The sequence below is a fragment of the Caulobacter sp. GW821-FHT05F04 genome (assembly GCF_059419665.1).
In genome coordinates this window covers 75,903-99,677 of the sequence record NZ_JBWKSF010000007.1, presented here as the reverse complement: position 1 = coordinate 99,677, position 23,775 = coordinate 75,903, and the positions used below count along the sequence as shown (strand labels likewise).

14 protein-coding genes are annotated in these 23,775 nt (G+C 64.4%); 9 read left to right on the top strand and 5 right to left on the bottom strand.

Annotated elements, in window-relative coordinates; all coding sequences use genetic code 11:
- The 3 genes from AC07R7_RS18310 to trbB all read right to left on the bottom strand — a co-directional run bounded on the left by AC07R7_RS18310 (window position 1) and on the right by trbB (window position 1,620).
- Entirely contained in the window at window positions 1-264 is a 264-nt protein-coding gene (locus tag AC07R7_RS18310; RefSeq protein ID WP_494636166.1) for a VirB3 family type IV secretion system protein, read from the bottom strand.
- The gene (locus AC07R7_RS18305; RefSeq protein WP_494636331.1) at window positions 264-581 is read right to left on the bottom strand and encodes a TrbC/VirB2 family type IV secretion system protein; all 318 of its coding nucleotides are present in this window, start codon (window positions 579-581) and stop codon (window positions 264-266) included. The genes AC07R7_RS18310 and AC07R7_RS18305 overlap by 1 nt, the downstream gene beginning before the upstream one ends.
- Before the next feature lie 70 nt (window positions 582-651).
- Window positions 652-1,620 carry a P-type conjugative transfer ATPase TrbB gene (gene trbB / locus AC07R7_RS18300; RefSeq protein WP_494636165.1) on the bottom strand — a complete coding sequence of 323 codons (969 nt, stop codon included), beginning with the start codon at window positions 1,618-1,620 and terminating at the stop codon, window positions 652-654.
- A 777-nt stretch (window positions 1,621-2,397) separates the two neighbouring features.
- Between trbB and AC07R7_RS18295 the strand changes: the two genes are divergently transcribed.
- From AC07R7_RS18295 to AC07R7_RS18255, 9 genes are all read left to right on the top strand, one after another.
- Window positions 2,398-4,800, top strand: coding sequence for a DNA cytosine methyltransferase (locus AC07R7_RS18295; protein ID WP_494636164.1), 2,403 nt, complete (start codon window positions 2,398-2,400; stop codon window positions 4,798-4,800).
- Window positions 4,801-4,842: 42 nt separating this feature from the next.
- Window positions 4,843-5,331, top strand: a complete 489-nt coding sequence (locus AC07R7_RS18290) for a very short patch repair endonuclease (RefSeq protein ID WP_494636163.1) — start codon at window positions 4,843-4,845, stop codon at window positions 5,329-5,331.
- 112 nt (window positions 5,332-5,443) lie between these two features.
- On the top strand, window positions 5,444-8,110 hold the full coding sequence (locus AC07R7_RS18285; RefSeq protein ID WP_494636162.1) for a DISARM anti-phage system protein DrmE domain-containing protein: 2,667 nt from the start codon (window positions 5,444-5,446) through the stop codon (window positions 8,108-8,110).
- Window positions 8,098-9,807 (top strand): AAA family ATPase, encoded by a 1,710-nt coding sequence (locus tag AC07R7_RS18280; protein ID WP_494636161.1) that lies wholly within the window; start codon window positions 8,098-8,100, stop codon window positions 9,805-9,807. The genes AC07R7_RS18285 and AC07R7_RS18280 overlap by 13 nt, the downstream gene beginning before the upstream one ends.
- A 2-nt stretch (window positions 9,808-9,809) precedes the next feature.
- Window positions 9,810-13,166: a helicase-related protein gene (locus AC07R7_RS18275; RefSeq protein WP_494636160.1), complete on the top strand. Its 3,357-nt coding sequence runs from the start codon at window positions 9,810-9,812 to the stop codon at window positions 13,164-13,166.
- A gap of 3 nt (window positions 13,167-13,169) precedes the next feature.
- Entirely contained in the window at window positions 13,170-15,029 is a 1,860-nt protein-coding gene (drmB, locus tag AC07R7_RS18270) for a DrmB family protein (protein WP_494636159.1), read from the top strand.
- A gap of 316 nt (window positions 15,030-15,345) precedes the next feature.
- Window positions 15,346-16,158 (top strand): hypothetical protein, encoded by an 813-nt coding sequence (locus tag AC07R7_RS18265; RefSeq protein WP_494636158.1) that lies wholly within the window; start codon window positions 15,346-15,348, stop codon window positions 16,156-16,158.
- Window positions 16,149-17,453, top strand: coding sequence for a hypothetical protein (locus AC07R7_RS18260; protein WP_494636157.1), 1,305 nt, complete (start codon window positions 16,149-16,151; stop codon window positions 17,451-17,453). The genes AC07R7_RS18265 and AC07R7_RS18260 overlap by 10 nt, the downstream gene beginning before the upstream one ends.
- A 184-nt stretch (window positions 17,454-17,637) precedes the next feature.
- Entirely contained in the window at window positions 17,638-18,834 is a 1,197-nt protein-coding gene (locus tag AC07R7_RS18255) for a DNA cytosine methyltransferase (RefSeq protein ID WP_494636156.1), read from the top strand.
- Here AC07R7_RS18255 and AC07R7_RS18250 read toward each other — a convergent pair.
- Complete coding sequence (locus tag AC07R7_RS18250; protein ID WP_494636155.1) at window positions 18,831-20,555, bottom strand: response regulator receiver domain; 1,725 nt, start codon at window positions 20,553-20,555, stop codon at window positions 18,831-18,833. The two genes, AC07R7_RS18255 and AC07R7_RS18250, sit on opposite strands and share 4 nt — an antisense overlap.
- Window positions 20,548-23,484, bottom strand: coding sequence for an ATP-binding protein (locus tag AC07R7_RS18245; protein WP_494636154.1), 2,937 nt, complete (start codon window positions 23,482-23,484; stop codon window positions 20,548-20,550). The genes AC07R7_RS18250 and AC07R7_RS18245 overlap by 8 nt, the downstream gene beginning before the upstream one ends.
- Window positions 23,485-23,775: the final 291 nt, after the last annotated feature.

The following is a 23,775-nucleotide window of genomic DNA, read 5'->3' as shown; positions in this document are numbered from 1 at the left end:
TCAGACCTCCAGCCGGGCCGGCAGGCGGACATGCCGCCGGCCGACCTCGAAGATCAGGGGGTCGCGGCGCGCGGCCCAGACCGCCAGGCCGTGGCCGACGATCCAGACGCCGATCCCGACCAGCCACAGCCGCAGGCCCACGCCGAGGGCCGCGGCCAGGGTGCCGTTGACCAGGGCGATGGCGCGCGGCGCCCCGGCCAGCAGCATCGGCTCGATCAGGGCCCGATGGACCGGCGCGGCGAAACCGGGAATCTGATCGGTCATCAGACCAGCGCCCCGCCGCCGAACGAGAAGAACGACAGGAAGAAGGAACTGGCGGCGAAGGCGATCGACAGCCCGAACACGATCTGGATCAGCTTGCGCGAGCCGCCCGAGGTGTCGCCGAAAGCCAGGGTCAGGCCGGTGACGATGATGATGATCACCGCGATGATCTTGGCGACCGGCCCCTCGATCGACTCCAGGATCCGTTGCAGCGGCTCCTCCCAGGGCATGGACGAGCCGGCGGCCTGGGCCTTGGTGGCCAGCAGCGCGGCGATCGCCAGGGGCGTGAAGCGGGCGACGTGGCCGAGCGGGTCGAGCATCGAACCCGACAGCAGGCGTTGGCGCAGCGACGGAATACGGGCGGCAAGGGGCATCGGGTCTCTCCAAGGATCAGGGGTTCAGGGTGGGGGTGAGCCGGTAGGCGCCGTCGGCGGCGAGGCCCGTCAGGCGCGAGAGTTCGACCAGGCGGCGCTGGCGGCCACGACCGGCCAGGACAGCGATCAGATCGACGGTGTCGGCGATCAGGGCGCGCGGCACGGTGACCACCGCCTCCTGGATCAGCTGTTCGAGGCGCAGCAGCGCGCCCAGGCTCGATCCGGCGTGCAGCGTGCCGACCCCGCCCGGATGGCCCGTGCCCCAGGCCTTGATCAGGTCCAGAGCCTCGGCCCCCCGCACCTCGCCGATGATGATGCGGTCGGGCCGCAGGCGTAGGGCCGAGCGGACCAGTTCACCAAGGGTCGCCGTCCCCTCTCCGGTTCGCAGCGCCACGAGATTGGGCGCGGCGCATTGCAGTTCGCGCACGTCCTCGATCATCACCACCCGGTCGCCGCCGGCCGCGACTTCGGCGAGCAGCGCATTGACCAGGGTGGTCTTGCCGCTGGAGGTCGGCCCGACCACCAGGATGTTCATCCGATCGCGAACGGCCCCGGCCAGCAACTCGGCCTGCTCGGCGCTCATCACGCCGGCGGCGACGTAGTCCGGAAGCGGAAAGACCCGGCTGGCGGGCTTGCGCAGGGAAAAGGCCGGCCCCGCCACCAGGGGCGGCATCAGCCCCTCGAAACGCTCACCGGTCCCGGGCAGTTCGGCGGCCAGGCGCGGCCGGCCGGCATGGACCTCGGCGCCGACATGGTGGGCGACCAGGCGCAGAATCCGCTCGCCGTCGGCGGCCGACAGCACCAGGCCAGCGTCGGCCAGACCACCCTCGAAGCGATCGACCCAGACCCGGCCGTCCGGATTCAGCATCACCTCGGCGACGCCGGGATCCTCGAGCCTGGCCAGTAGCAGCGGCCCCAGGGCGGTGCGCAGCATCTTGCGGCTGCGCGACAGTTCGATTTCAGGCTGGGAGGGTTCCACGGTCATCCCCATTGCTCACGGGGATGAGTAAGAAGACCGCGTTCAGGCCGATCTCAACAGCCAAATCGGCGCGTCGTACTGTGGCGCGGAAAGGCAGGCGCGGTGCGGCGACGGCCTGTCGCGCGCCAATTCCAGACTCTCGCACCGTTCCAGAAACACGATGGCTGGTCGCGGGCCACGCCCTCATGCAGATCCTTGAGCCGCGGTCGCGGGCGTCTCGCGCTAGGCGCCGGTTGATGTCCCCGTCAGGCCTTTCGCTGGTGCGAATGGCCCCCAATTTACGTGTGGCACCGCCAGCTCCCCGTCGCGATCGGGATCTGCAGCTTGGGCCCCGTCCGGCGCAAAGACGGTAGGATGCTCCGCAATGCCGCCTCAAAAATCCTGCTCGCGAAGCAGAACACTGAACTCACGAAAGTTCGGGGTTCATTGTACGAGTCGATCCACGAGACCATTCGAGTGATGATTTCGACGTCGCACCGCTATTATCGTGCCTTCCCAATCTTACTGGTACTGCTTCTATGAAGCGCAGGGGCAGTATCTTGGCCGGGATTCTCAGAACTATCTCGTGTTCGGCGCGCTGAATTCAGGACGGCTCTGGGCCGTTCCGGGCGCGCAAATAGGCCCCTTGGTTGACGCGATGAGAGTTACGACGCGGCCGAACGCGTCAGGTCTATCGGCACATCTGAGCAAGCTGATGGGCGAGCGGTGCATCGTAAAGGCCGGAAACCGCGAGTTTGAGGAATTAGAGCATGAGATGCGGGCATCGTTGGCTATCATCTTGAGATGGCCGCGCCGACGAATCATGATCCGACACCTCCCGCCGCCGGATCTCTTATGGCGCGCGTCAGAAATGCGATCGTCGAGCGCGGTACGACGGAGAGGGCCGCCGCCGCTGAGATCGGTGTCGGTGTAGCGACCCTGCAGATACACCTTGCTGGCGAGCATGTTCGCAGCGATTCTGCTCGGAAATACGAAGACTGGCTGGCAGGAAGACGCGCGGCATCAAACGTGTTCGTTCTGCAGAAGCAGGATGCGGACGAAGAACCGGAGACGGATCGCGAAGCGCCACCGCCCTCGCCCGCCAAGCCACGTCTGGTCGTTGATATTTTCTCTGGCTGCGGTGGCTTGAGCCTGGGCTTTGATCTGTTCGGCGCTGGCGAACACTTCCGCACGATCCTGGCGCTCGACATCCAGCCCGCGCCTATCGCCACGCTCAATCGCAACGCCGAGCTGATGGGCCATGGCGACCACCCAGTCGGCCGAACCACGGATCTGACGGAGTTCATGAACGAGGCCGAGTTCCTGGCCTTCTATCTGCAGCATGCAGGCGGAGCGCTTGGCGACAACGATCTGCTCGCTTCGCTTAAGAACCTGCAGAGTGGCGCCTTCCCAGCGTTCCTGGACGCGGTTGCGCGGGCCGATCAGATCTTCCTCGAGGAACTCAACGAGGTTCGGGCCGGGTCCGACTGGCGGGACGCCTACGAAAACATTGACCAGCAGGCGCTGAGCCAGACCTCGGTCACCAATTTTCACGACCAGCTCCGCCTGCCGCGGCCCTCATCTAAGGTGGCGGCCATGCCCACGATCTTGTGGGGTGAGCTATCGGGGGATCTAGGGAAGGTCAGAGCGCCCAAGCCGACGATCGACATGCCGCGACTTCAGCAGGCGGAGTGGGAATGGAACGATCAGGTCGCGAACGTGTCCCTGAAGCGGGAGGCTAGCGGGCGCGGCCAGCTAAACGCTTCAGCGCGCCGGGTCTCGAGCTTCGTCAGATTCCTCGAAACGCCCGGCATGCAGGCCGTGCGAAAGGTTTGGGTTCGCTGGCGCGCGCGACGTCTGGTGCTGCGCAGCCAGCTTTTCGAGAATGAAGCGTTCGGCCTCGGCCTGCGGGATCTCTATCTGAAAACCTCAAAGGTCTCTGTGCTTGTCGGCGGTCCGCCTTGCCAGGGGTTCAGTCGGATCGGTCGTGGCAAAATTCGCAGCCTGCGTGACGCTCGCGTGCATGCGCATGGCAGCGCCGAGGCGGGCGACGCCAGGAATCTTCTCTTCCAGCAATATGTAATGGTGTTGGGCGCATTGCGCCCTGACGTCTTCGTTTTTGAAAACGTTCAGCATTTTCAATCTGTTGTAAAAGCGGACGGGGTTGAGTTCCAGGCTACGGATGTTCTGGCCGAAGCGATCGCCAATGTGTCCGATGGCGAGGCCAACTACCGCGTTTCTTCCGACGTACTCGACGCCTCCAAGTATGGCGTGCCGCAGAACCGCCAGCGATACTTCATGACCGGCGTCCTCGCCCGGACCGACGGGAACGCCGCCAGCACGGATGCCATCAGCTGTCTGAATCTGCGCCGGGATCGCGAAGCGCCTTTATCGCTGGCGCTGGCCGGTCTGCCGGCGCCAGCCGCGGGCGGAAGCGTGATCAAGAGCAGCTCCGTCATGTCCGAGCGCGTACTGGTCGATGAAACCGCGCTGGGCGAGCATCCCTTTTCGAAATGGATCCGCCAGCCACGACCTGGAACTGCGGCCCCGCCGACCTGGGTCGACGCGCATGCGGCCCGAGCGCCCAGAGCCGACGACGCGGCCTTCTTTGCTCTGATGGGGCCCGGCAAGCGCTGGATGGATTATCGCGCGGATGATTCTGAAACCATCGGCCAGCTCGCGGCCGTCATCCGCTCTCTCCTGGCCTTGTCGGACGGTCACTATGAGCAGCTTGCGAAGGTGACCGCCAGGGCGGGGGAACCCATGCCGAATCGGGACGGATTGCGAGATCTGCAGAGGCACATCAATGGGTCGTTGCCGCTACGCCTCCTGCTGGAGCAGGCGGGAGAGAAGCTCGGCGCGCCGCACCATCTCCTGGGCGAGGGCTATCTCGCCAAGCGGGAGGGTAACCACGGCGACTGGGTGTCGCGCATGGACGCTTCTCGCCCGGCCAAGACGATGGTTAGCCACATGAACAAGGACACCTACGCCTATGTTCATCCGTCGGCACCTCGAACCATTTCCGTGCGCGAAGCTGCTCGCATCCAAAGCTTTCCGGACTGGTTTTCCTTTGGTGACGCGGCGCTGACAGACGCGTTCAAGATGATCGGCAACGCCGTGCCGCCGATGCTCAGCCATGCGATCGCTGGCCGGGTGGCCCAGGTCCTGAGCCGACGTGAGGCGATCGGGAAGCGGCGCAAGGCCTGATTGCGCCAGGAGGCAACCCCGGCAGGGAGCGCAGGAACGACGATGGCGGAAAAGGTCAACAGGCGAACCGCGCAAAACCCCGATCCGCTGACTCCTGAACAGCGTCGCCGAAACATGTCGCGGATCAGGGCGCGTGACACAAAGCCCGAGCTGCTGTTGAGAAGAGGTCTGCATGCGGCGGGACTTCGATATCGGCTACACGACGCCCGCCTAGCCGGCAGGCCCGACATCGTTATGTCCGGGCGACGCGTAGCGATCTTCGTGCACGGATGCTTCTGGCACGGGCACGGCTGTCCCAAGGGCGTCACGCCGGGTGTCAATACCGCTTTCTGGAGCGACAAGTTCGCGCGCAACCAGGCTCGTGACGCCGCCGCCGCGCTCGCGCTAGAACGCGCCGGCTGGCGGGTGCTCACGGTCTGGGAGTGCGCTTTGGTCGGCAGAGCCAGAAGGGATTTGGCAGACGTCGTCGGCGAAATTCGCGTGTGGCTTGCCGACAAAATATCATCGCACGAGATCGCAGGCCGCTGGTGAACTGCGGCCCTGCGGGCACGGAGAGTCTGCGACATGACCATTTTGGGAGTGACCGTCGCTATCCGCAGCTTGACTGCAAACCCGCGCGGCAGTCTCTTCAACCGAGGGGCTAGTGACCGTCGGTGTTCGCGGCGGGCCGGGGGGCGGAATTGGTTTGAATTCGTCGGGAGACATTACCAGCGGCCTTGCGCTGGGACCGGTCGGAAGCCGCGCGGCACCGCTACCGCAGTGGATTGGCCTGCTCACCGACGCTGCCTGCGCGCCGCCACAGGCCCCACTGGCGCTGCTTCTGCCGGAGACCCGGCTGGCAGTCGAGACCGTCGCCCTGCTGTGCGCGCGGCATCTGGCGGCCAGTTCGGTTTCCTCATCCGATCTCATCCTTGACGGACTGAAGGTCGGCAGCCGCGTCAGAGTGCTTCCGGACGAGGGCGTCTACGGGTTCGATGGCTGCGAAAACGGCGGGTTCTGGCTGCGCCTGCTGGAGCAGGCCAGCGGCCGCAGTGACGGCCGCTTCTGGGCGCCGGCCCGCGATGCGATCCGCATCGAGCCGACGCTGCGCAAACGTCCGCACGGCACAGGAAACCGGGCCGGCTGGGCCAAGCCCCCGCCGACCATGTGGGATCTCTTCTCTGGGTCCCGGCTGGGCGGCAACGCCATGCTCGCCCGCACGAGGGTGGTGCTGATCGGCTCGCAGAAGGAGTTCCGGCGCGCGACGCAGACCCTCGGCTTCGCCAGCGTTGTCGGAGACCCGAGCCTGGCCGTCGCGGTCGGGCTGCCGTGGGGCGTGGTCGAGGACGACGGCGAGCTGCGCCTGATCGAACCGGCCGGCTCGCTGGGCCAGCCGATGATCGTGGTGGCCCGCGATCACGCCAGCGCCCGCCGTCTGGCGGTCCAATCCGAGCCGGGCTCGCTCACTTTCGTCTCGGCGCGCCCTGAAGACGCCCTAGCCGACCGCACGAGCGTGGGAGTGATCGCCGATCGGCACTCCCTTCTGATTATCGCACCGGGGCGCCTGCGCGAGGCTTTCGCCCCGACCCGTTCGCAGGGGTGGCAGGTCTCAGAGCTCAGCGGCTCGCCGGCCCTGAGCGCGGCCGCCACCGGCGTGCCGGACATCGATCGGATAGCCGAGACCTCGGCCTGGGTCGGTCGTCATCCGTCGGTCATGGCGCAGCCCAATCCGGAGCTGGAAGAGGCCTTCCGGCTCCTCAATGTGTTTTCGGGCGCGGTGGGTGAGCATCTCGAGGAAGACGACATCGCCGAGGCCGACGCGCTGCTGCGGCAGTGCTTCTTCGAAGCCTCAGACTGGCTGGGCGCGCCCGATGCTCAGGATCTGGAGGACCTGCGCCACGCCGGGGGGCGGCTCACCGAGCTGGCGCGAATGATCCGTTCGGTGGCGGGGACGACCGCCGGCCAGGCGGCCACGGGCCTGATCGCTAGGCTCAACGATTTCAGCACCCGTGCGATCAGCGCGGGCATGACACCCAAGGGCGACTGCGTGCTGCGCCTGGCCCGGGCTGCGGCCGCCGCGCCGACCTATCGGCAGGCCCTGGTGGTGGGTCATCGGCGGGTCGCGGTTCTGGTGGAGCGGTTCTTGGTCGGTGCCGGATCGCCGATGACCTGCGTCACCCCCGGAGAACTGCCGGGCTTGGGGCCGATTGAACGAGTGAATGTGCTTTCGGTGATGCGGCGCGAGGCCTTCATGCGCCTGATCGATCCCGGCGCGGCGGGCCAGATCATGTTCGTGGGCTATCAGCACGAGGTTGAGATCTATCAGCGCCGGGTCCGTATTAGGCAGAAGCTGATCGAGGGACTGCGCCCGGACGCGGCGCTGCTGGAGCGTCTTCCGCAGTTGCGCATCGCCGCGTCGGCGCCGGGGACGCCGCGTCCCGATCCCGCTGCCCCGATGGAGCCCGATCCGCTGACGACCGCGGGCCGTCCCATGCGGCGGCCGCCGGTGCTCCGGCCCGGTGAACAAGGACGCCCAGCGCGCTTCTGCCGGTTTTCGGGCCGCTCATGGATGGCCCTGACTGACGACCACAGCGTCGCGCGGGTGGTTCCCGGCGCGGACGGAAAGGCGCAGGTGCACACCGTGCTCTGCCGCGATCTGCAGAACGGGGACCTGATTCTCGTGCGGGACGGCGCCGATCGCGACATCGTGCGCGACATGGCCGAGCAGGTGCTTGGACGTGAGGTCTATGCGCGTCGGCGGCAGGACGCCGAGTACTGGCGACGCGCTCTGTTAGGCCTTGGTCTTGCTCCTGACAAGCTCCGCCGCAGGCTTAGTGAGGAAGGCCTCGACCGCGGCCTGCAGTCGCTTCGCCAGTGGCTGTCGGACGAAGGCCCCATCGGCCCGAGCGAACCCGAACATTCCCTGCCGATGATCGCTGCGGCGGTCGGCGAGGCCTTCACCATCACGAACTGGCAGAACTGCCTAGAGGGCGTGCAGGCCGTGCGGCGGGCCCACGTTCACGCTGGCTTTCGGCTGACCCAGATGCTGATGGCCGAATGTGGTGCGTCGATCCTTGAACACTCCGAGCACGAGACGCCCTTCGAGCTTGATCTGGGCACGGTCTGGCTGCTGGAGATCGATCAGATCGACACCGAGCGGCGGGATTGGCCCTACACCCGGATCAACCGGCTGACCTGGGACTCGGAGACCTGGAAGCAGCGGCTGCTGCGCCGCCGCTCGCCGACGCCCGGGAGCGCCGCGCGAGCTGAGATCGACGCCCTGCTCGACGAGCTCCTGGCGAAGGAGGAGGTCGACGCATGGCCCGAATGATTCCCGACGTGGTCGACCCGGCCACCCCCTCCTCCGAGCGCAGGGTGTTCGAGCTCCTGCGGCATGACCCGGCGACGGCGGGCTGGACGGTCTATCATTCGGTGGGTCTTTCGAGCGCCTATACCGGTGTCTACGGCGAGATCGACTTCGTGGCGCTCATCCCGGAACTGGGCCTGCTCTGCATCGAGGTCAAGGGCGGACGCGTCGAGTGCCAGGAAGGTGTATGGACGACAACCAATCGTCACGGCGACACCGCCAGCTACCAGCGCAGCCCGTTCGTCCAGGCACGTGAGGGCATGTTCAAGCTGCTTGCGGCGATAAAGGCTACGTTCGGCAACGGCGCGGCCGAGGCCCGCTGTCCCATGGGCTGGACGGTGATCTTCACCGATACCTTCGCACCGCCGGCCTCGCCCGATTTCGTGCGCGCCGAACTGATCGATCAGCTAGACCTGGCCAGACAGCCCTTGGTGCGGCTTCAGAACGCCCCTTCCCTTCAGGCGGCGGTCGGGCGCCTTGGCGCGCCGACCGGCGAGACCCTCGCCTCGCTCGGCCGGTTCCTCCGTCCTGATTTCGACAGGGTGGCCTCGCTGACCAGCACCCTCTGGGACGCGGAGCGGCAGCTGATAGTGCTGACCGAGGACCAGTATGCGGTGCTCGACAATGTCGCTGGCAACGAGTTCAGCCTGGTCACCGGCGGTGCGGGTACGGGCAAGACGATGCTGGCGGTCGAGCTGGCCCGTCGCGCGGCGGCCGCCGGCCGTAGGGTGCTGCTGACCTGCTTCAACCGCGAGCTGGGCGCCTGGCTTGAGGAACGGGCCGCAGAGCTGGGCGATCTGGTGACGGCGGGAAATCTGCACCGACTGCTGCGGCCGCGGATCGAAGCGGCCGGTCTGATGGGCGCGGCCGACGAGCATGACCTCTCAGACTGGCTTGAAGCGGCGGCCATGGCGATCGAAGCCTCCGGGGAGCGGTTTGATCTGATCATCGTCGATGAGGCCCAGGACTTTGCGGCCGAAAGGCTCGTGCCGCTGGTGCGGGCCTGGCTGGCGTCCGAAGAGGCGTGCCCGGCGCTGTGCCTGTTCGGGGACTTCTCCCGCCAGGCTCTCTACTCGGCGCCGGAAGCCAATCTGGCGACGCTGCGCAGGATGCTTCGGCCCGCAACGCTGCCGCTGCGCCGCAACTGCCGCAACACCCGCAAGATCGCCACCGAGACCCAGGCGATTATCGGCGCTTTCGATGTCCTGACCTCGGAGCACCAGCCGGTCGGTCCCGCCGTGGAGCGCATCTTCTTCGCCGACGCCGAAGGGCAGCTGGCCGCTGTCGACAGGGCCCTTTCGACCCTTTCACGGGAGGGCTTCAACGCTCGGGACATCGTCATTCTGGGGCCGCGGCGGCGCGAGCGTTCGGTGCTGGCGGGAGTCACGACCTGCGGCGGCTTGCGCATCGTCGACCGGGAAAACCGCAAGGGTGCGGCCGGCGTAACCTGCACCACCATCCAGGCCTTCAAGGGTCTTGAGAGCCCGGCGGTGATCTTGGTGGACCTCGAACCGGGTCCCGGGCATGAAACGGACGCCCTGCTCTATGTCGGCATGACGCGGGCGCGCACCCGTCTGGTGATGATCCTGCCGCAGACCTCGCGGCCCGAGATCGCCCGACGCGAAAAGCAAAATCTCGTTGCAGCCCTGTCGGGAGGATGACCGTGTCCGAGACGCTCTTCGTACGTGATCACCTGATCGACAGCCTGCGCCGGGAGCTGGTCGGCCCCGATCCCGGGCCGCCCCTAGTTCAGTGGGGCGGGCCGGGCTCGCCGCTGAACGGCGAGGAGATCCTGCGCCCGCAGGACCGCCCCCGGGTTCGCTACGGCGCGGGCATCCTCTTCCCCAACGGCATGACCTATTCGGGGCTGCTGGATGCGGGCCAGGACCGCCCCCCTGCCGACGAGGAAGATCCCGAAGGAGAGACGCCTCTCGACGAACCGATGGGCGGCGACAGCGAAGACGAGCCCGACGATGATGACGAGGTTCCGGTTCTCAATTCCTTCGTCCCCAGCAGCCTGGGCGTCAGCTTCCTGGCCGACACGCGCGAAGGCCTGGTGATCGAGGCTCGCTGGGCGACCTATTCGCCTGAGCACGTCGCCGGCTGGCCCTCCCGTCCCGGCGAGGACGATCATCTCTGGTTCCGCCGTCCCGCCGTCGAAACCGTTGCGATCGCGCCTGGCGGCCGACCGGTGGTCACTCAGAACGAGACTCCCCTGGGCAAGGGTGCGGGCCCGCATCTGGCCGTCATCGAGCGTCCGTGGGGGGATGGACGCAGGCTGATCACCGCTACCCTGATCAACCGCCGCACCGCCAAGGGCGGCGGCGACGACATCGAATGCTTCTTTCAGTGCGAGCTATACATCCGGCCCGAAGGGACAAGCCGCATCCTGCCCTACCCTTCACGGCGCGAGGAGGATCTGGACGACGAAGAGCTGAAGCTGGCGCTGCTCTACAGGCACCGGCCGGCCTATGCGGTGGGCCATGGCTGCGCCGCCGACTGGACCGAAGCCGATGGCAGGATCACGCAGGTCCGGTCCGAGACCCTGCCGGTTTTCACGCAACATCCAATCCTGCCGCGCGACAAGCTCAGCGGCGTCAGTCTGTCGATGCTCGATATGGCCGGCGCACCGGAGGCCGAGGTGCTCGGCGTCTGCCGCCGGCTAACCGACGCCTATGACCAGTGGATCGGCGAGCAGCGCAGAGCCGTCGTGACGGAAGGCCTGTCACTGCATCTGCAGCGCGTGGCGGGCGAGCACCTGGCCCGGTGCGACGAGAGCCTGGCGCGCATGCGCCGTGGGATCCGGGTGCTGGAGGATGACGGCGACGCCATGAAGGCGTTCCGATGGATGAATCTGGCGATGGTTCAGCAGCGCAGCCACTACGGCCTTTCGGCGGATAAGGAAAAGCGCCGAAGCTGGGTTGAAACCTCCACCGGTCCTGCGCCCGAGCGGCCCTTTGCGACCCCGCAGTATCCGCAATCCGTCTCCTGGCGTCCGTTTCAGTTGGCCTTCATCCTGATGAACCTGACGGGCATGGCCGGCGATGGCGACGAGGCCCGCGCCGAGCGTGATCTGGTCGACGTCATCTGGTTCCCGACCGGTGGCGGCAAGACCGAGGCCTATCTGGGCCTGGCGGCCTGGTCAATGCTGCACCGCCGACTGATCGATCCAGCCAACGGCGGGGTCAGCGTGCTGATGCGCTACACGCTGCGGTTGCTGACGGCGCAGCAGTTCCAGCGCGCCTCCTCCCTTGTCTGCGCACTAGAGCTTCTGCGCCGCGACAACACCGCACGGCTCGGAGCCGAGCCCTTCACCATCGGTCTGTGGGTCGGGCGGGGCGTGACGCCCAACCGCGACGCCGATGCGATCACCAGGCTGGCGGATCTGGACTCAGGCGAGGGCAAGAACCCGTTCGTGGTGCTGTCCTGCCCCTGGTGCGGCATCGAGATGGGCCGACGCCAGGTCGGCCATAGCCACAGAGTGTTCGGCTATCAGAAGGTGCGCGACCCGCAGGCCTCGGTCCGGCTGGTTTGCGAGGACCCGGGCTGTCCGTTCAACACCGGACTGCCACTTGAGGTGATCGACGACCGCATCTACCGACGCCTGCCAACGCTGCTGATCGGCACGGTCGACAAGTTCGCCATGATCGCCTGGACGCCGGAGGCCCGGAAGATCTTCGGCATCGATAACGGAACGGCCGGCGCTCCGGACCTGATCATTCAGGACGAGCTGCATCTGATCTCTGGGCCGCTGGGCTCGATGGTCGGTCACTATGAGACGCTGATTGACGAGCTCTGCGCGCGGGAGGTCGATGGCCGCCGCATAACCCCCAAGATCGTCGCGTCGACCGCAACCATCGCCCGCGCCGATGAGCAGGTCGAAGCACTGTATGCCCGCAAGGCGAGACTTTTCCCGCCCCAGGCCCTGAAGGCCGGAGACTCGTTCTTCGCCGAGGAGCGCAGCGAGATTCCCGGCCGCACCTATGTCGGCGTCCTGGGCTCGGGCCTGTCATCGCATGTGGTGGCCCAGATCCGCACGATCGCCGCCCTGGTCCAGGCCCCGGCCGGTCTGCGCGGCCAGGTCAGCCCCGCCGCGCTCGACCCCTACTGGTCGCTGGTGGCTTATTTCAACAGCCTGCGTGAGCTTGGCCGGGCCTCGACCCTGATCCAGGCCGACATCCGCGAATATCTGAACTGGATCTGGCAGCGGGCCGGCATCAGCGACAGCCGTGGACAGGCCGTTGACCTGCGGCGGTTCATCAATGAGCCGGTGGAGCTGACCAGTCGTGTACCCAGCGCCGAGATCCCCGAGGTTCTGGAACAGATGTTCACCGCCCTGCCAGATAAGGCCGTGGTGGATGTCTGCTTCGCGACCAACATGATCCAAGTCGGCCTTGATGTTCCGCGCCTGAGCCTGATGACCATTGTGGGTCAGCCCAAGGGGGCCTCGGAGTACATCCAGGCCTCCAGCCGTGTTGGCCGCGACACCTCAAAGCCAGGCCTGGTGGTGACCAACTACAACCCCTTCAAGCCGCGCGACCGCTCTCACTTCGAGACCTTCCGCCCCTATCACGAGGCGATCTACCGTCACGTGGAGCCCACCAGCGTCACGCCGTTCGCCCTGCCGGTTTCGGAACGGGCAATCCACGCCCTGGCCATCGCTCTGATCCGCTGCCTGGAGCCGGCCCTGCGCGACAGTCCCGGCCAGGGACCACCTGAAGCGCTGCGCGCCAGGATCCGGGAGATCATCGCACGACGCATCGCCACGGTCGCTGGCGACGAGGCCGATCGGTCGGGCAAGGTACTGGACGCCTTCTTCCGCAACTGGGAGCGGATCCTGCCTCCACGCTACGGGGACTTCTTCAACACCTCCGAAGACCGTCCGCTGATGGTGCCTGCGGGACGGATCTGGATGGACGGGGAAGCCCCCATTCCGCGTTCGACGCCGACCTCGATGCGAAATGTCGACGCTGAGAGCGAGGCGCGCCTTATCCATGCCCTGGCCGGCGAAGGAGGCTGAACGATGGTCCGATCGGTCCGGGGGAAAACAGCCGGCAAGGTGCCCAGGAAGAAGCCCAAGGAGCGGCCGCTGCGCCGCTCCCAACTGATCAGCCCGTTCGGCGTGGGCGCGATCAGCGACTTCCGCGGCGACGAGGCCCTGATGTGCGCGGGGCTGGAGGAGTGGTTCGCCTATGAGAGCGACATTCCCGCCCATCTTCGCCTTGAGGAACCGCGCCTGCAGCGCAGGCTCGGACGCGGCTTCTTCGTGCGCCCCCCGGAGTTCAAGGGGCCCGACGAAAAGCAACGCAAGGTTCCGTTCCTGCGGTTTCCGCTCTGGCACTACTGCCCTCAGTGCTTCCGCATGCAGAAGGCGAGCTACTTCCAAGACCAACCCTATTGCGATCCGTGCAAGTCGGGTCGCCGGCAGATGATCCCCGTCCGGATCGTGGCGGCCTGCGAGGGCGGTCATATCGAGGACTTCCCGTTCCGCCAGTGGATCCGCTGCACCTGCGCAAGTGACGCCGGCGCCCGGTTGATGTTCCGCGCCGGCCGCAGCTCGGCGGGCCTGGGCGGGATCTTCGTCAGCTGCGAGGCCTGCGGCAAGGTCCGCTCCCTGCAGGGCGCGATGAGCGCCGACACCCTGAAGAACGCCGGATGCAGCTGCCAAGGCGGACGCCCCTGGTTCGCCGAGGAGGTGACAAGCTGCGGCCGCGACATCCAAGGCGTCCAGCGCGGCGGATCAAACGTCTATTTCCCTGTGATCGTCAGCTCTATCTATGTGCCCGACGAACAGGCGGGCGTCGACGAGCGCATCCTGGCGGTCTTGGACAACCCTGACCTCTGGGATGTCCTCACCTCCTCGGTGGAGGACGGCCGCATCGACCCCACCCGCTGCGAGGTGGTGGCGGCGATGAAGAAGGTCGACGCCGCGCGTCTGCTGGTCCTGGCCCAGCGCAAGCTCGACGGCGAGACGGCTGCCGACGACGGCCCGCTGAGCGAGGAGCAGTACCGCCAGCAGGAATATGCGCTTCTCAGGAAGTCGCTGACCAATCCGGACGCCGAGCTCGTCACCGATTGGCTGGAAGGCGCGCAGTTCGGGGACTTCGGCCGCTACATCAAAGGGGTCGGCCTGGTGCGCAAGCTGCGCGAAACCCGGGTGCTTTGCGGGTTTTCGCGGCTGAAGCCGGTCGCCGATCCCGACGACGCCGACGTCCAGCCTGTCGCTCGCACCGGCGAGGTCAACTGGCTGCCCGGCATCGATGTCTACGGGGAGGGCATTTTCATCGAGTTTGATCGCGACCAGCTGGAAACGTGGGCCGCCTCGCCTGCGGTGACGGCGCGCTTGCAAAAGCCCCTGCAGCGGTTTGAACAGATCAGGCTGCAGCGCGGTCAGCAGGCCTTCGGGGCTCATCCGCGCTTCGTGTTCCTGCACAGCTTTGCTCATGCGCTGATCAAAGAGCTGACCTTCACCTGCGGCTATGGCTCTTCGTCGCTGCGTGAGCGACTTTACGCCGACATCGAGGATCCGCAGTCCCCGATGGCCGGCGTGTTGATCTACACTGCCTCGGGGGACGCCGACGGCACGCTAGGCGGTCTTGTCGCGCAAGGCGCACCCGCACGCTTGCCTCGCATTGTCACCGAGGCGCTGCGCCGCTCGACTTGGTGCTCGAACGATCCGGTCTGCATGGAGGGGGCAGGACGTCAACCGGACACAGGCAACCTGGCCGCGTGCCACAGTTGCGGCTTGGTTCCGGAGACCAGTTGCGAACAGGGAAACCGAATGCTCGATCGGGCGACTCTGGTGGGCGCCGTTGATGACGCGGCCGTCGGCTTCCTCAGCGCGCTAACGCCGGGGGCAGGTGAGCTGGTGACGCCGCCCTAGCAGGCTGCCCCGGCAGGGCTTTGCGGTCTGAGCCTCGAAACGTGCAGTTAAGTGGAGGGAATTCCTCATCCTAAGGCAAGCTCCCTATAGTCGCCAGGTTTGCGCCAAGAACATACGGATTTCTTTACGAAATGAACCATCAATAGTATGGATGAAATATCCTCAAGGTACAGATATCAAGTTCCGCTGGATAATTACTGAGCGTAGTGAATAAGTTTTTATAGAACAGGATCGCATTGACGGTCCGAAGCACCGTAATACCGCACCTTGATTAAAATGATCTCGACACTCTTGACAGAGACCACGGGAGACGCCTTTGGCCAGGACGCTATCGAACGCCGGAAGCGGTCGTCCCGACCGGACCAATTTCGCAAGATTTGTGGCCGCCTTGCCGGAATCGAATTTCCGCCTCGGACTGACTCACGTAACGACCGGCTATTTCCTGCGCGATATCCTAGACACCAAGACGATCACGCCCGTCGAAGACTGCCCTGTTCTCAAGAAGCCACTCGTCTATGCGTTCTATGGACGCCCAGCCTACCGAAACAGGTCAGACGATACACCAACGGATCTGGCTTTCCTTTTTCCCGTGGTGATGCTGCTCAATCCCGATAAGGCACCCAAGCCTGCACATGTCTTCGGCTTCGACACGGGGGCGTTCATGGCAGGCCTGATGGATGACTACCTTGATCCGCACATGCCGCTCTTCGACTTCCACTTAGAGCCGGATATCGGATCGGCCGCGCGGCTTGCTCAGGCGTTTTTTGGCTCGCCCAAGGCTTTCCTAGATGGTGATGCGGCCCCCAATATGAAGGTGCCCAGCGGCGAGTTCGAGGCGGTGAGCTATAGCAAGATGGTCGCCTCGGGCGGGCGAGGAACCAACAAACTCGACGATCGCATTTCGACGCCGGAAATCATCTTTACCGAGATCCCGATCGAGGACTGCGTCGAGGCGGTCATCCTGCCCGACATCCTTGCTTCGGATCCGACGATTGGCGGCCGCATTGGGGCAATGGGAGTGAAGGTTCGAGAGTACGAGTGGTCGTCGGGAGCTTCCCGCCCATCGGAGTATCACCGGGTGATCCGCCAGATCGCGCATGGGGTATTCAGGGATCTCGGATGGCTTTGAGTAATGGGGACCTGTTCACACCCGGCGCATGGCCAGTTCCTGCTGAGGCCGCCGTTCGGTTCGTCGCGGCGGCGACCCAGGTAAGGCCCTGCTTCGCCGTTCCCTTGGTCAGCTTCCACGCCGGCGCCAACACCCTCTATCTCCAGGATATCGATCCTCATGATCGGATCGCCGCCTTCAACGCGGTCGATCTTCGAGCGGAAGAGTTGATAGCGCTCTCCCCCGAAGTCAGCGGCCTGGACTACGGCCGTATGGCCGTGCATGCCATCCTGGCGCCGGACGGTCAGCCTTTGGCCGGCACGCGGGAGGAGCTCTGGCCGTCGCTGGCGCAGTGGGTAGACGAGATCACCTGGCCAGTAACGCGCCTGGCGTTCGCCGACTTCATGGATGATGACACGGCGATCATAAGCGCAGCGGACGCAGCGCTCAGCCAGATGGCGAGCTCGGAAGGTGATCGCGCTGCTGCTGCCTGGTTCGGCAATGCCGTGGTTTTTCGTCGGCTTCAGCGCGGCGCTCTTATGGCGGCGACTACCCCGGCGAGGCTCTCGGAACTTGAACGAGGGCTTGAGCAGGCCAGGATCGAAGTATGCGATGGCGAGCTCGTCGCCCACCTGCCAGATGTATTGATGGACCTCTTCGATGGCGCGAACGCCAGAGCCCTTCCATGCCTGTCCATGGCGTCGAGACTGGCCGCTTTGGTGTCACCATCCGGGCTCTCACTCGTGCGGATGGCTCCAAGGCCGCCCGAAGAGAGGCGCGAATCCCCCCGCAATTCGAAGCCCGCCGATACCGCTTTCTCCGACGCTGGCGGGAATTCGGCGGCGCGCTCGCCGCCCGAGGTCGCTGGGCAGTCTGACGATGCAGTTCCTACCAATCAACAGACGGCCAGAATGCTCCGCGATCTTGCCGTTGAACGGCTATCTGCGAAGCTGAACGTCAAACTCAACAGAGTACGGGGCTCCCTGTACCAGTCCTCGGATGGAACCGTCCGAGCGATGATCTCGACATCGCGCCGCTATCATCGGTCCTATCAGTCCTACTGGTACTGCTTCTACAACTCTCAGAGGCAATATCTTGGACAGGATCCCGCGAGCTACCTCGTTCTTGGCGCACTGGATTCAGGACGGCTTTGGGCTGTGCCCGTTCCGGAAATCGGACCTTTGATCGACGAGATGACGGCTACGACCCGGCCGAATGGTCAGGTCTATAAACACATCCTAAGCAAGCTGGAGGGAGAGCGCTGTATCCTGAAAACCGTAGCCAAGGACTTCGATCTCTCACCATTTGAGCTGTGATCCCTAGGTCAAGCTCGTGGACAACCGCCGGAACTTCTCCGAGAGGCCCTTGACCCGGAGAGTCCTTTCGGTCACGGATTTGGCAAAAATGAAAAACCAACGTTCTTCGTGATGGAATTATTGCTGCGACTCTGTTCGCTTTAGCTAGAACGGCTTCGAGCAGGCAGCATGAAATTCCGATAAGATGGACGACCGAGTATTGACGGCGGAGAAGACGACTTCGTTTCTCGCCGACATCGCGCGCCCGGACGCGCCCGGTCCAAAGCCCTCCAATTCGATGCCGGTCTCCTCTCCTCGTCGCCCGAAGGGAATCGACCTCTTCGCGGGCGCGGGCGGCTTTTCGCTCGGCGCGATCGAGGCCGGGATCGATATCGTCGGCGCGTTGGAAATTCAAAAGAACGCGGCGTTGACCTATGAGGCCAATATCCGCAACGCCGACGGAACGCGGGTTGACCTCATCCAAGACGACATTCTCGATATCGCCCCACAGTCCGCCATGGAGCGCTGGGGCATCGGGGCGGGTGAGATCGACATCGTCATGGGTGGGCCGCCCTGCCAAGGCTTTTCCAGTCACCGCATCAACGACGCTGGCGTTGATGATCCCAGGAATAAGCTCCTAGGTCGCTACTTCGAATACGTTGAGGCTATTAGGCCGCGCGTATTTATCGTCGAGAACGTGCCCGGGCTCCTGTGGGATCGCCACAAGGCGTACCTGAAGGCGTTTTACAAACGTGGCGAGGAGGCCGACTACGACGTTCGCCCGGCCGAAACGATTAATGCCCGAGACTTCGGCGTGCCGCAAAATCGGCGTCGCGTTTTCATCCTCGGAATCGACAAGCGTCGCCCGCTCGACTTGATATGGCCGCCGACGTCCACGTACGTATCCCCAGCAACGGTAGAACCCGAACGGCAAGGACGCCAGAGTTGGCGCACCGCCGAAGATGTATTCGATCCTGCGGCACCCGATGATCCGAACGACGTGCACATGCAGCACTCCGCCGCTCTCGTGGAGCTTTTCAAGAACACGCCACACAATGGCGGTAGCCGCTCCCAGTCGGGTCGCGTCTTAGAGTGCCACAAGAATTACAACGGCCACAGCGACGTCTATGGGCGCATCGACCCCAAGCGCCCTGGTCCGACGATGACGACGGCCTGCATCAACCCTTCGAAGGGTCGCTTCGTTCATCCGACAGAGGACCACGGCATAACGTTGCGCCAAGCCGCGCGCCTTCAAACCTTCCCAGAGACGTTCATTTTTCAGGGCGGATTGATGTCGGGAGGCGAGCAAATTGGAAACGCCGTTCCCATGGTTCTTGCGGTCGCTCTGCTGAAGCCATTCGTTCATACGCTGGCGGCCACGGAAGCGACCGTCTCCGACTAGGCCTGATTGGCTGGCGGCTTGGGCAGATTAAAGAAATCGACGCCAATGCGGGAACGCTGCTGGCCAGATTGCGTCAGCAGCCGATTGGCGTAGTCCGGCCGAAGCTTGGCAAGCACGCGGAAGTCGACGACAGCGAAGACGGGTCGCCCCCCCTCGCCCAAGTCGACGACGTGTCCGCGGAACGCGCCTTCAACGATCCGCCCATCGTTCTCCAGCAGGACCGTTTCCAGCTCCATTTGCCTGGAGTTTTCCTCCGCGACCTCGAAGGCCAACGTCCTATCATCGACAAGGAGGAAGATGTGCCTGCCGATGGTGGCCTGTTCCAAAGCCTTCGTTATCGCCGCCGTCGCGCGGACGGGCTTCAATCGAGTAACCGACACGGGCCTTAGGGGCGTCAAATCGCCATCCCATCCGCGCAGATTCTGGCCCGGCACGAGATCGCATGCCGGCGACGTGCAGAGCCAATACTGTTCCCGGTCGCCTCGCAGCCCCTTGAAGATCACGCCCGTTGTCATCAGTCCATCGGGGCACACGTCCGACGAGATGTGCTCGTTCAAAGCATGGTAGACTTGGTCGGCGCCGAGGTTGTGAACGGCGCCCGCCAAAATCTTGGCGCGCGCCACTGGATCCTCGCCCTGTTCGGAGGTGATGAGGCGAACGCCGAAATCGACGATTGACGGCTCAACCTTGTGCGCGAGCCGCTCGAATAAGCGGCCATATAGTTCGCCGACGATGTCGCGGCGCTCCATCTCGGTCTTACCCAGCAAAATGCGCAGCAGCCAACCGGCCTGAAGCCTCGGTGCCTCCAGCACGGTTTGGTCGGCGAGGCTGCCGGCCTTCTCCATCGCTGCACGGGCGTGCATCATCATCACGCGGAGTGGGCTGGGATCCCAGGCTTCCAGCGCCTCCATGAGACGATCGAGCAGAGCGGCCTCTTCCTCCCGCTTGTTTACGATCGTGACGAAGACATTGTCCTGCGTCACCCAGTGGGGAGCTCCCAACCGTCCCAAGCTGCTGTCGATCGATCGGTTGGGTCGCCTCGCCGCCAAGACCTCGGGCTTCACCCGTCGACGCATGCGCTCCCGAGCCATGCGCGTCACGACCTTGGCTTGATCGCCATTCCCCACGCCTGCGGCGCCCAGTTGGGCACGAAGGTCAGCAGCGCTGATGCGCGGATTCAGATCGCGAAGATAGTCATCGATCGTCACCCAACTCAGGGCCTGCTCGATTGCCTCAACACCATCGTCCAACTCCTCCCAAATTTCCAGCGCCGCTGTCTCGTCGGCCTGACTCAGATCACGGCCGCCCCCCAAAGCGAAAGCTATGTCGCGGGCCACCAAGATGGGATCCGCATTGGTGTAGACGATCACAAGGTTGAAATGATCCGACGCCGCCAACCGCTGGATAATTCTAAGCGCGGCGGTCGGATCGTCCTGATCCAGGGGATCAAGATTGAAGTCCAGGATCAGTAGGTCAGACTGGTGGAGGTGCTTGTTGACCTCGAACTCTTCAGCCACGGCTCCGCGATTATCGATATCGCAGAGCCATCCGCGTCCTCGGCAGAGATCGAAAAGCGCCCTGGCGCGCGCGTTGTCCAAAGCACCGTCGAACTGATTGTCGGCCAACGCCGGATAGGTCGGGAACTTATCGTCAAGAAGCAGCGCGAACCGGATCGGTTCGATAAAGGCTTCCCGGAGCAACGCGCTCGCGACCTTAGCCATCGAAGCCGTTCCTCAGCGTGATAATGAAGCTCGCGCCCTGCTTGGATTTGCCCGCAGGGTCGGCAGCGACGTACTCGATCCGATGACCACCAGCGGCCAGAGTTTGCCGGCAGAGGTAGAGGCCAACGCCCCGCCCACGCACACGGCGCGTGAAGAAGAGTTCGAACAGGTTGGATTGATCGTCGGGATCCACGCCCGGCCCGGTATCGGAAATCTTGAGGAGACCGTCACCAGCGTCAAGAATGATACGGCGATCGGGGCGCCCCGCCAGCCAGTAGACGGAATTGTTCACCAGATTGATGAAGACGGGAAATATACGCGACGGGAATTCCTGGAACGCGGCTTTCCTGAATGCTGGCGTCGCCTCAAGCTCAATACCCCGCTCCTCCAGCAGGTTCCTGAAGAAGGTGCCGAGATAGGCTTCGATATCCTGGCCGGTGATCCGTTGACGCGTATCGCCGCCGGAAACCTGCACCTGTGACAGGAAGCGCAGCCGTTCCACGAGCTCGGCGCCTGCGCGTTGCGCTTCGCGCATCGCGGGCGTCTCCTCCATCGAGGCGGCCAAGGTCGACAGCCCCGAGGTAAGCCTTCGCTCAAGCGTGTTGAGTTCGTGGCTCAAGATCTCGACGCTGATACCGATCTGGGCGAGACCTTGAATCTGTTCGAGACGACGCTCCAACGTCGCTTCACGGGCCCCCGCGTAGGCGAATGCTCCCTCCAGATCGACGCCGTCCGAGAGTTGCGTCAGCGCCCGCAGATAGGGATCATAAACCTCCGTGAACTGCCTGGTGAGGCGGTCCCTGACCTCGTCCATTTCGTCCAGCGCCGCGCGCAATCCCATGCGCCCGGTCTCGACCTCGTCCAGCAGCGGCGAGACGAGCTTGTAGAACTCCTTGAGATCCAAATCGACCTGAGCGTCGATACGGGCAGACTCGTCCCTGAGGAGCTCTCCGATTGATCGACGCCAGCGGGTCAACCGATCAGTGACGGCCTTTTGGTCTCTGCCGAGCTGAGACCGCGCGACGTCTATCGCCGGCCGGGCCTGCAGCTTCTCGCTCTGGGCCGTCCATTGGAGCCGAATGTCGTCGACGCGCGCCGCTAGGGACACGTAACGGTCGCGATACTCCCGATAGCGATCCTCGAAGGTGCCGAGATTGCGCGGCTTGGGCGGAAGCCGAAGATCCGCGCGCCAAGTTACGGCTTCATCGACGCGTGACGCCAGCTGCCAGATCGCATCGGGATCCTGACTCTTGGCGGCGGCCTCGAGATCACCCCACAGCGCCTCGACCTTTTCAGCGGCCTGCTCCAACAGCGTTGCTTGTTCGCGCACGAGCTTGCGAAACGCGCCGAGCTGCCGCGTTCGAGCCACCTTGGACTTAGCAGCGGCGGCGTCGTTCTCGGCCTCGACTCCCGGCAGAAGTTCAGCGCGATAGGTGGACTCGCCACCGTAGTATCGCCGCGCCGTGGTCCGTAGCAGATCCTTGACAAGGATCTGTATCGCCCGGCTTGCGGAGTTGTCGATCAGTCCCTCACGGCCGGCTTTGTCCCGGAGGTTGGGGTTATCATCGCGGCTGATCGCGATACGGCCGAAAAGACGACGGCTGGCCCAGAACTCGCGGCCGGCATGCATCTGTCGACGTTCCTCGATTTTGAAGAAGTCGTTCTCCGGACGACCGTAAGGCATGACCCGCAAGCCGTCCCTGTAGATCGCGAGACCGGAATGCGTCTGCGCCCGCTCGGAAACCTGCCGGTGCACGTCGGGATCGAGAATCGAAGAGCGCGCGATTGGTTCGAATGCGCCGATGGCGATCGAGAAGCGTCCGATGCGGTCGCGCGGCGCCGTCGGCGGTGCCTGGGCCGGAATGAGCTCGACGTCCCCAAGATCGTGACCGAATGCTCGAATCCGGCCCCGGAAGATTCCCTGCTCGTCGATCTCGCCCTCGAAGCAGTGATCAAGGGTACGGAGGAAATCTAGGCCATAGCCGTCCTCGCGGCTGACGACGCTGATATCTCCCTGGCGCGTGTGATTGACAACCCCATAGTCCATCGCGTTGTCGGACTCGTCCGCGTATGGGTCCGAAAAGCCCGTGAGGGTGCGAACTAGAGAGTCCCTGATCGACGAAGCCTCCTCGCGATCGCTCGCCTCGCCTTCGAGCGTCCAAGCCAGAAGCGCGCTGTTGAGCTCCGACATCACCAACGCTGTACCGCTCGCGTGACGCCCGCTCCAAACAGGCCAATCCGCCAGATAGGACTCGTTCGGTATCTTGGTTTCCGCCGCCCGCTTAATGGCGGCCGAAGTGGTGATGTTCGCAGCTTGGCTCGTTTCCACCCCGTCAAAGGCGATCCAAGCGGCGGCGAGGCGATCCGCGCGCCCCTGATCCACCGCAGAGCCCGTGAAATTTTCGAGCACCCCATTTCTCAGATCAGAGAGACGATCGACCAGTTCACCCCTGCTTTGGAACTCGACGACCGGAAGCCGAATATCGTGCAGATAGAGGAACGGGTTTTCGAATAGTCGCCAGTCGATCAGGCAGGCGACAAAGGGGCTGTCCGCTCGCTTGGAGACGACAAGCACGGTCGATCCGAGCGCGGCCACGGACAACCGCCCGATACCTTTCTGCCCCTGCTTCGGACGCGGCTTGAGCCCTTGACGTTGGTCTGCCGGCAGATCGTCGAGGCCCACCTTGGATTCCGTGCCCACGACTAGCCAGCGGTTCACGAACTGGTCCCGGCTCATTCCCGTGCCGTCGTCAAAAATGGCGGCGGCGGGCTGCCCCTTTCCGTAGATGTGCAGGCTGACGCTCCTGGCGTAGGCGTCGTAGGCGTTCTTCCAGAGTTCGCTCACGGCGGTCGGAACGTCGGCGATCTGTTCCCGACCAAGGTGATCGATCGTCCGCGCACGCGTCTGGAAGGAAACTGAATCCGTCATCGGGCTTTGTATGTTCTCGTCGGGGCTTGGCTCGCGATTAGGCCATCAAGCTCATGAAGGCCAATGGCTAGTTCGCTCCCCCTACATATTCTTGCTTCGCATCGTCGATTCCTCCCCCAGGAACAGGCGCCATCACGAAGCATCCTTCCATTCACGGCAGGCCACAGGTCACTCTCGCGAATGGCGAAGCTTCACCGAGCGCAATCTGCATTGCAAGCGATTGAACTAACAAACTTGTCCCCAAGGCTGGCCTTGGTCTGCATCCAAGATGCGGACATTCCCAACTTCGGC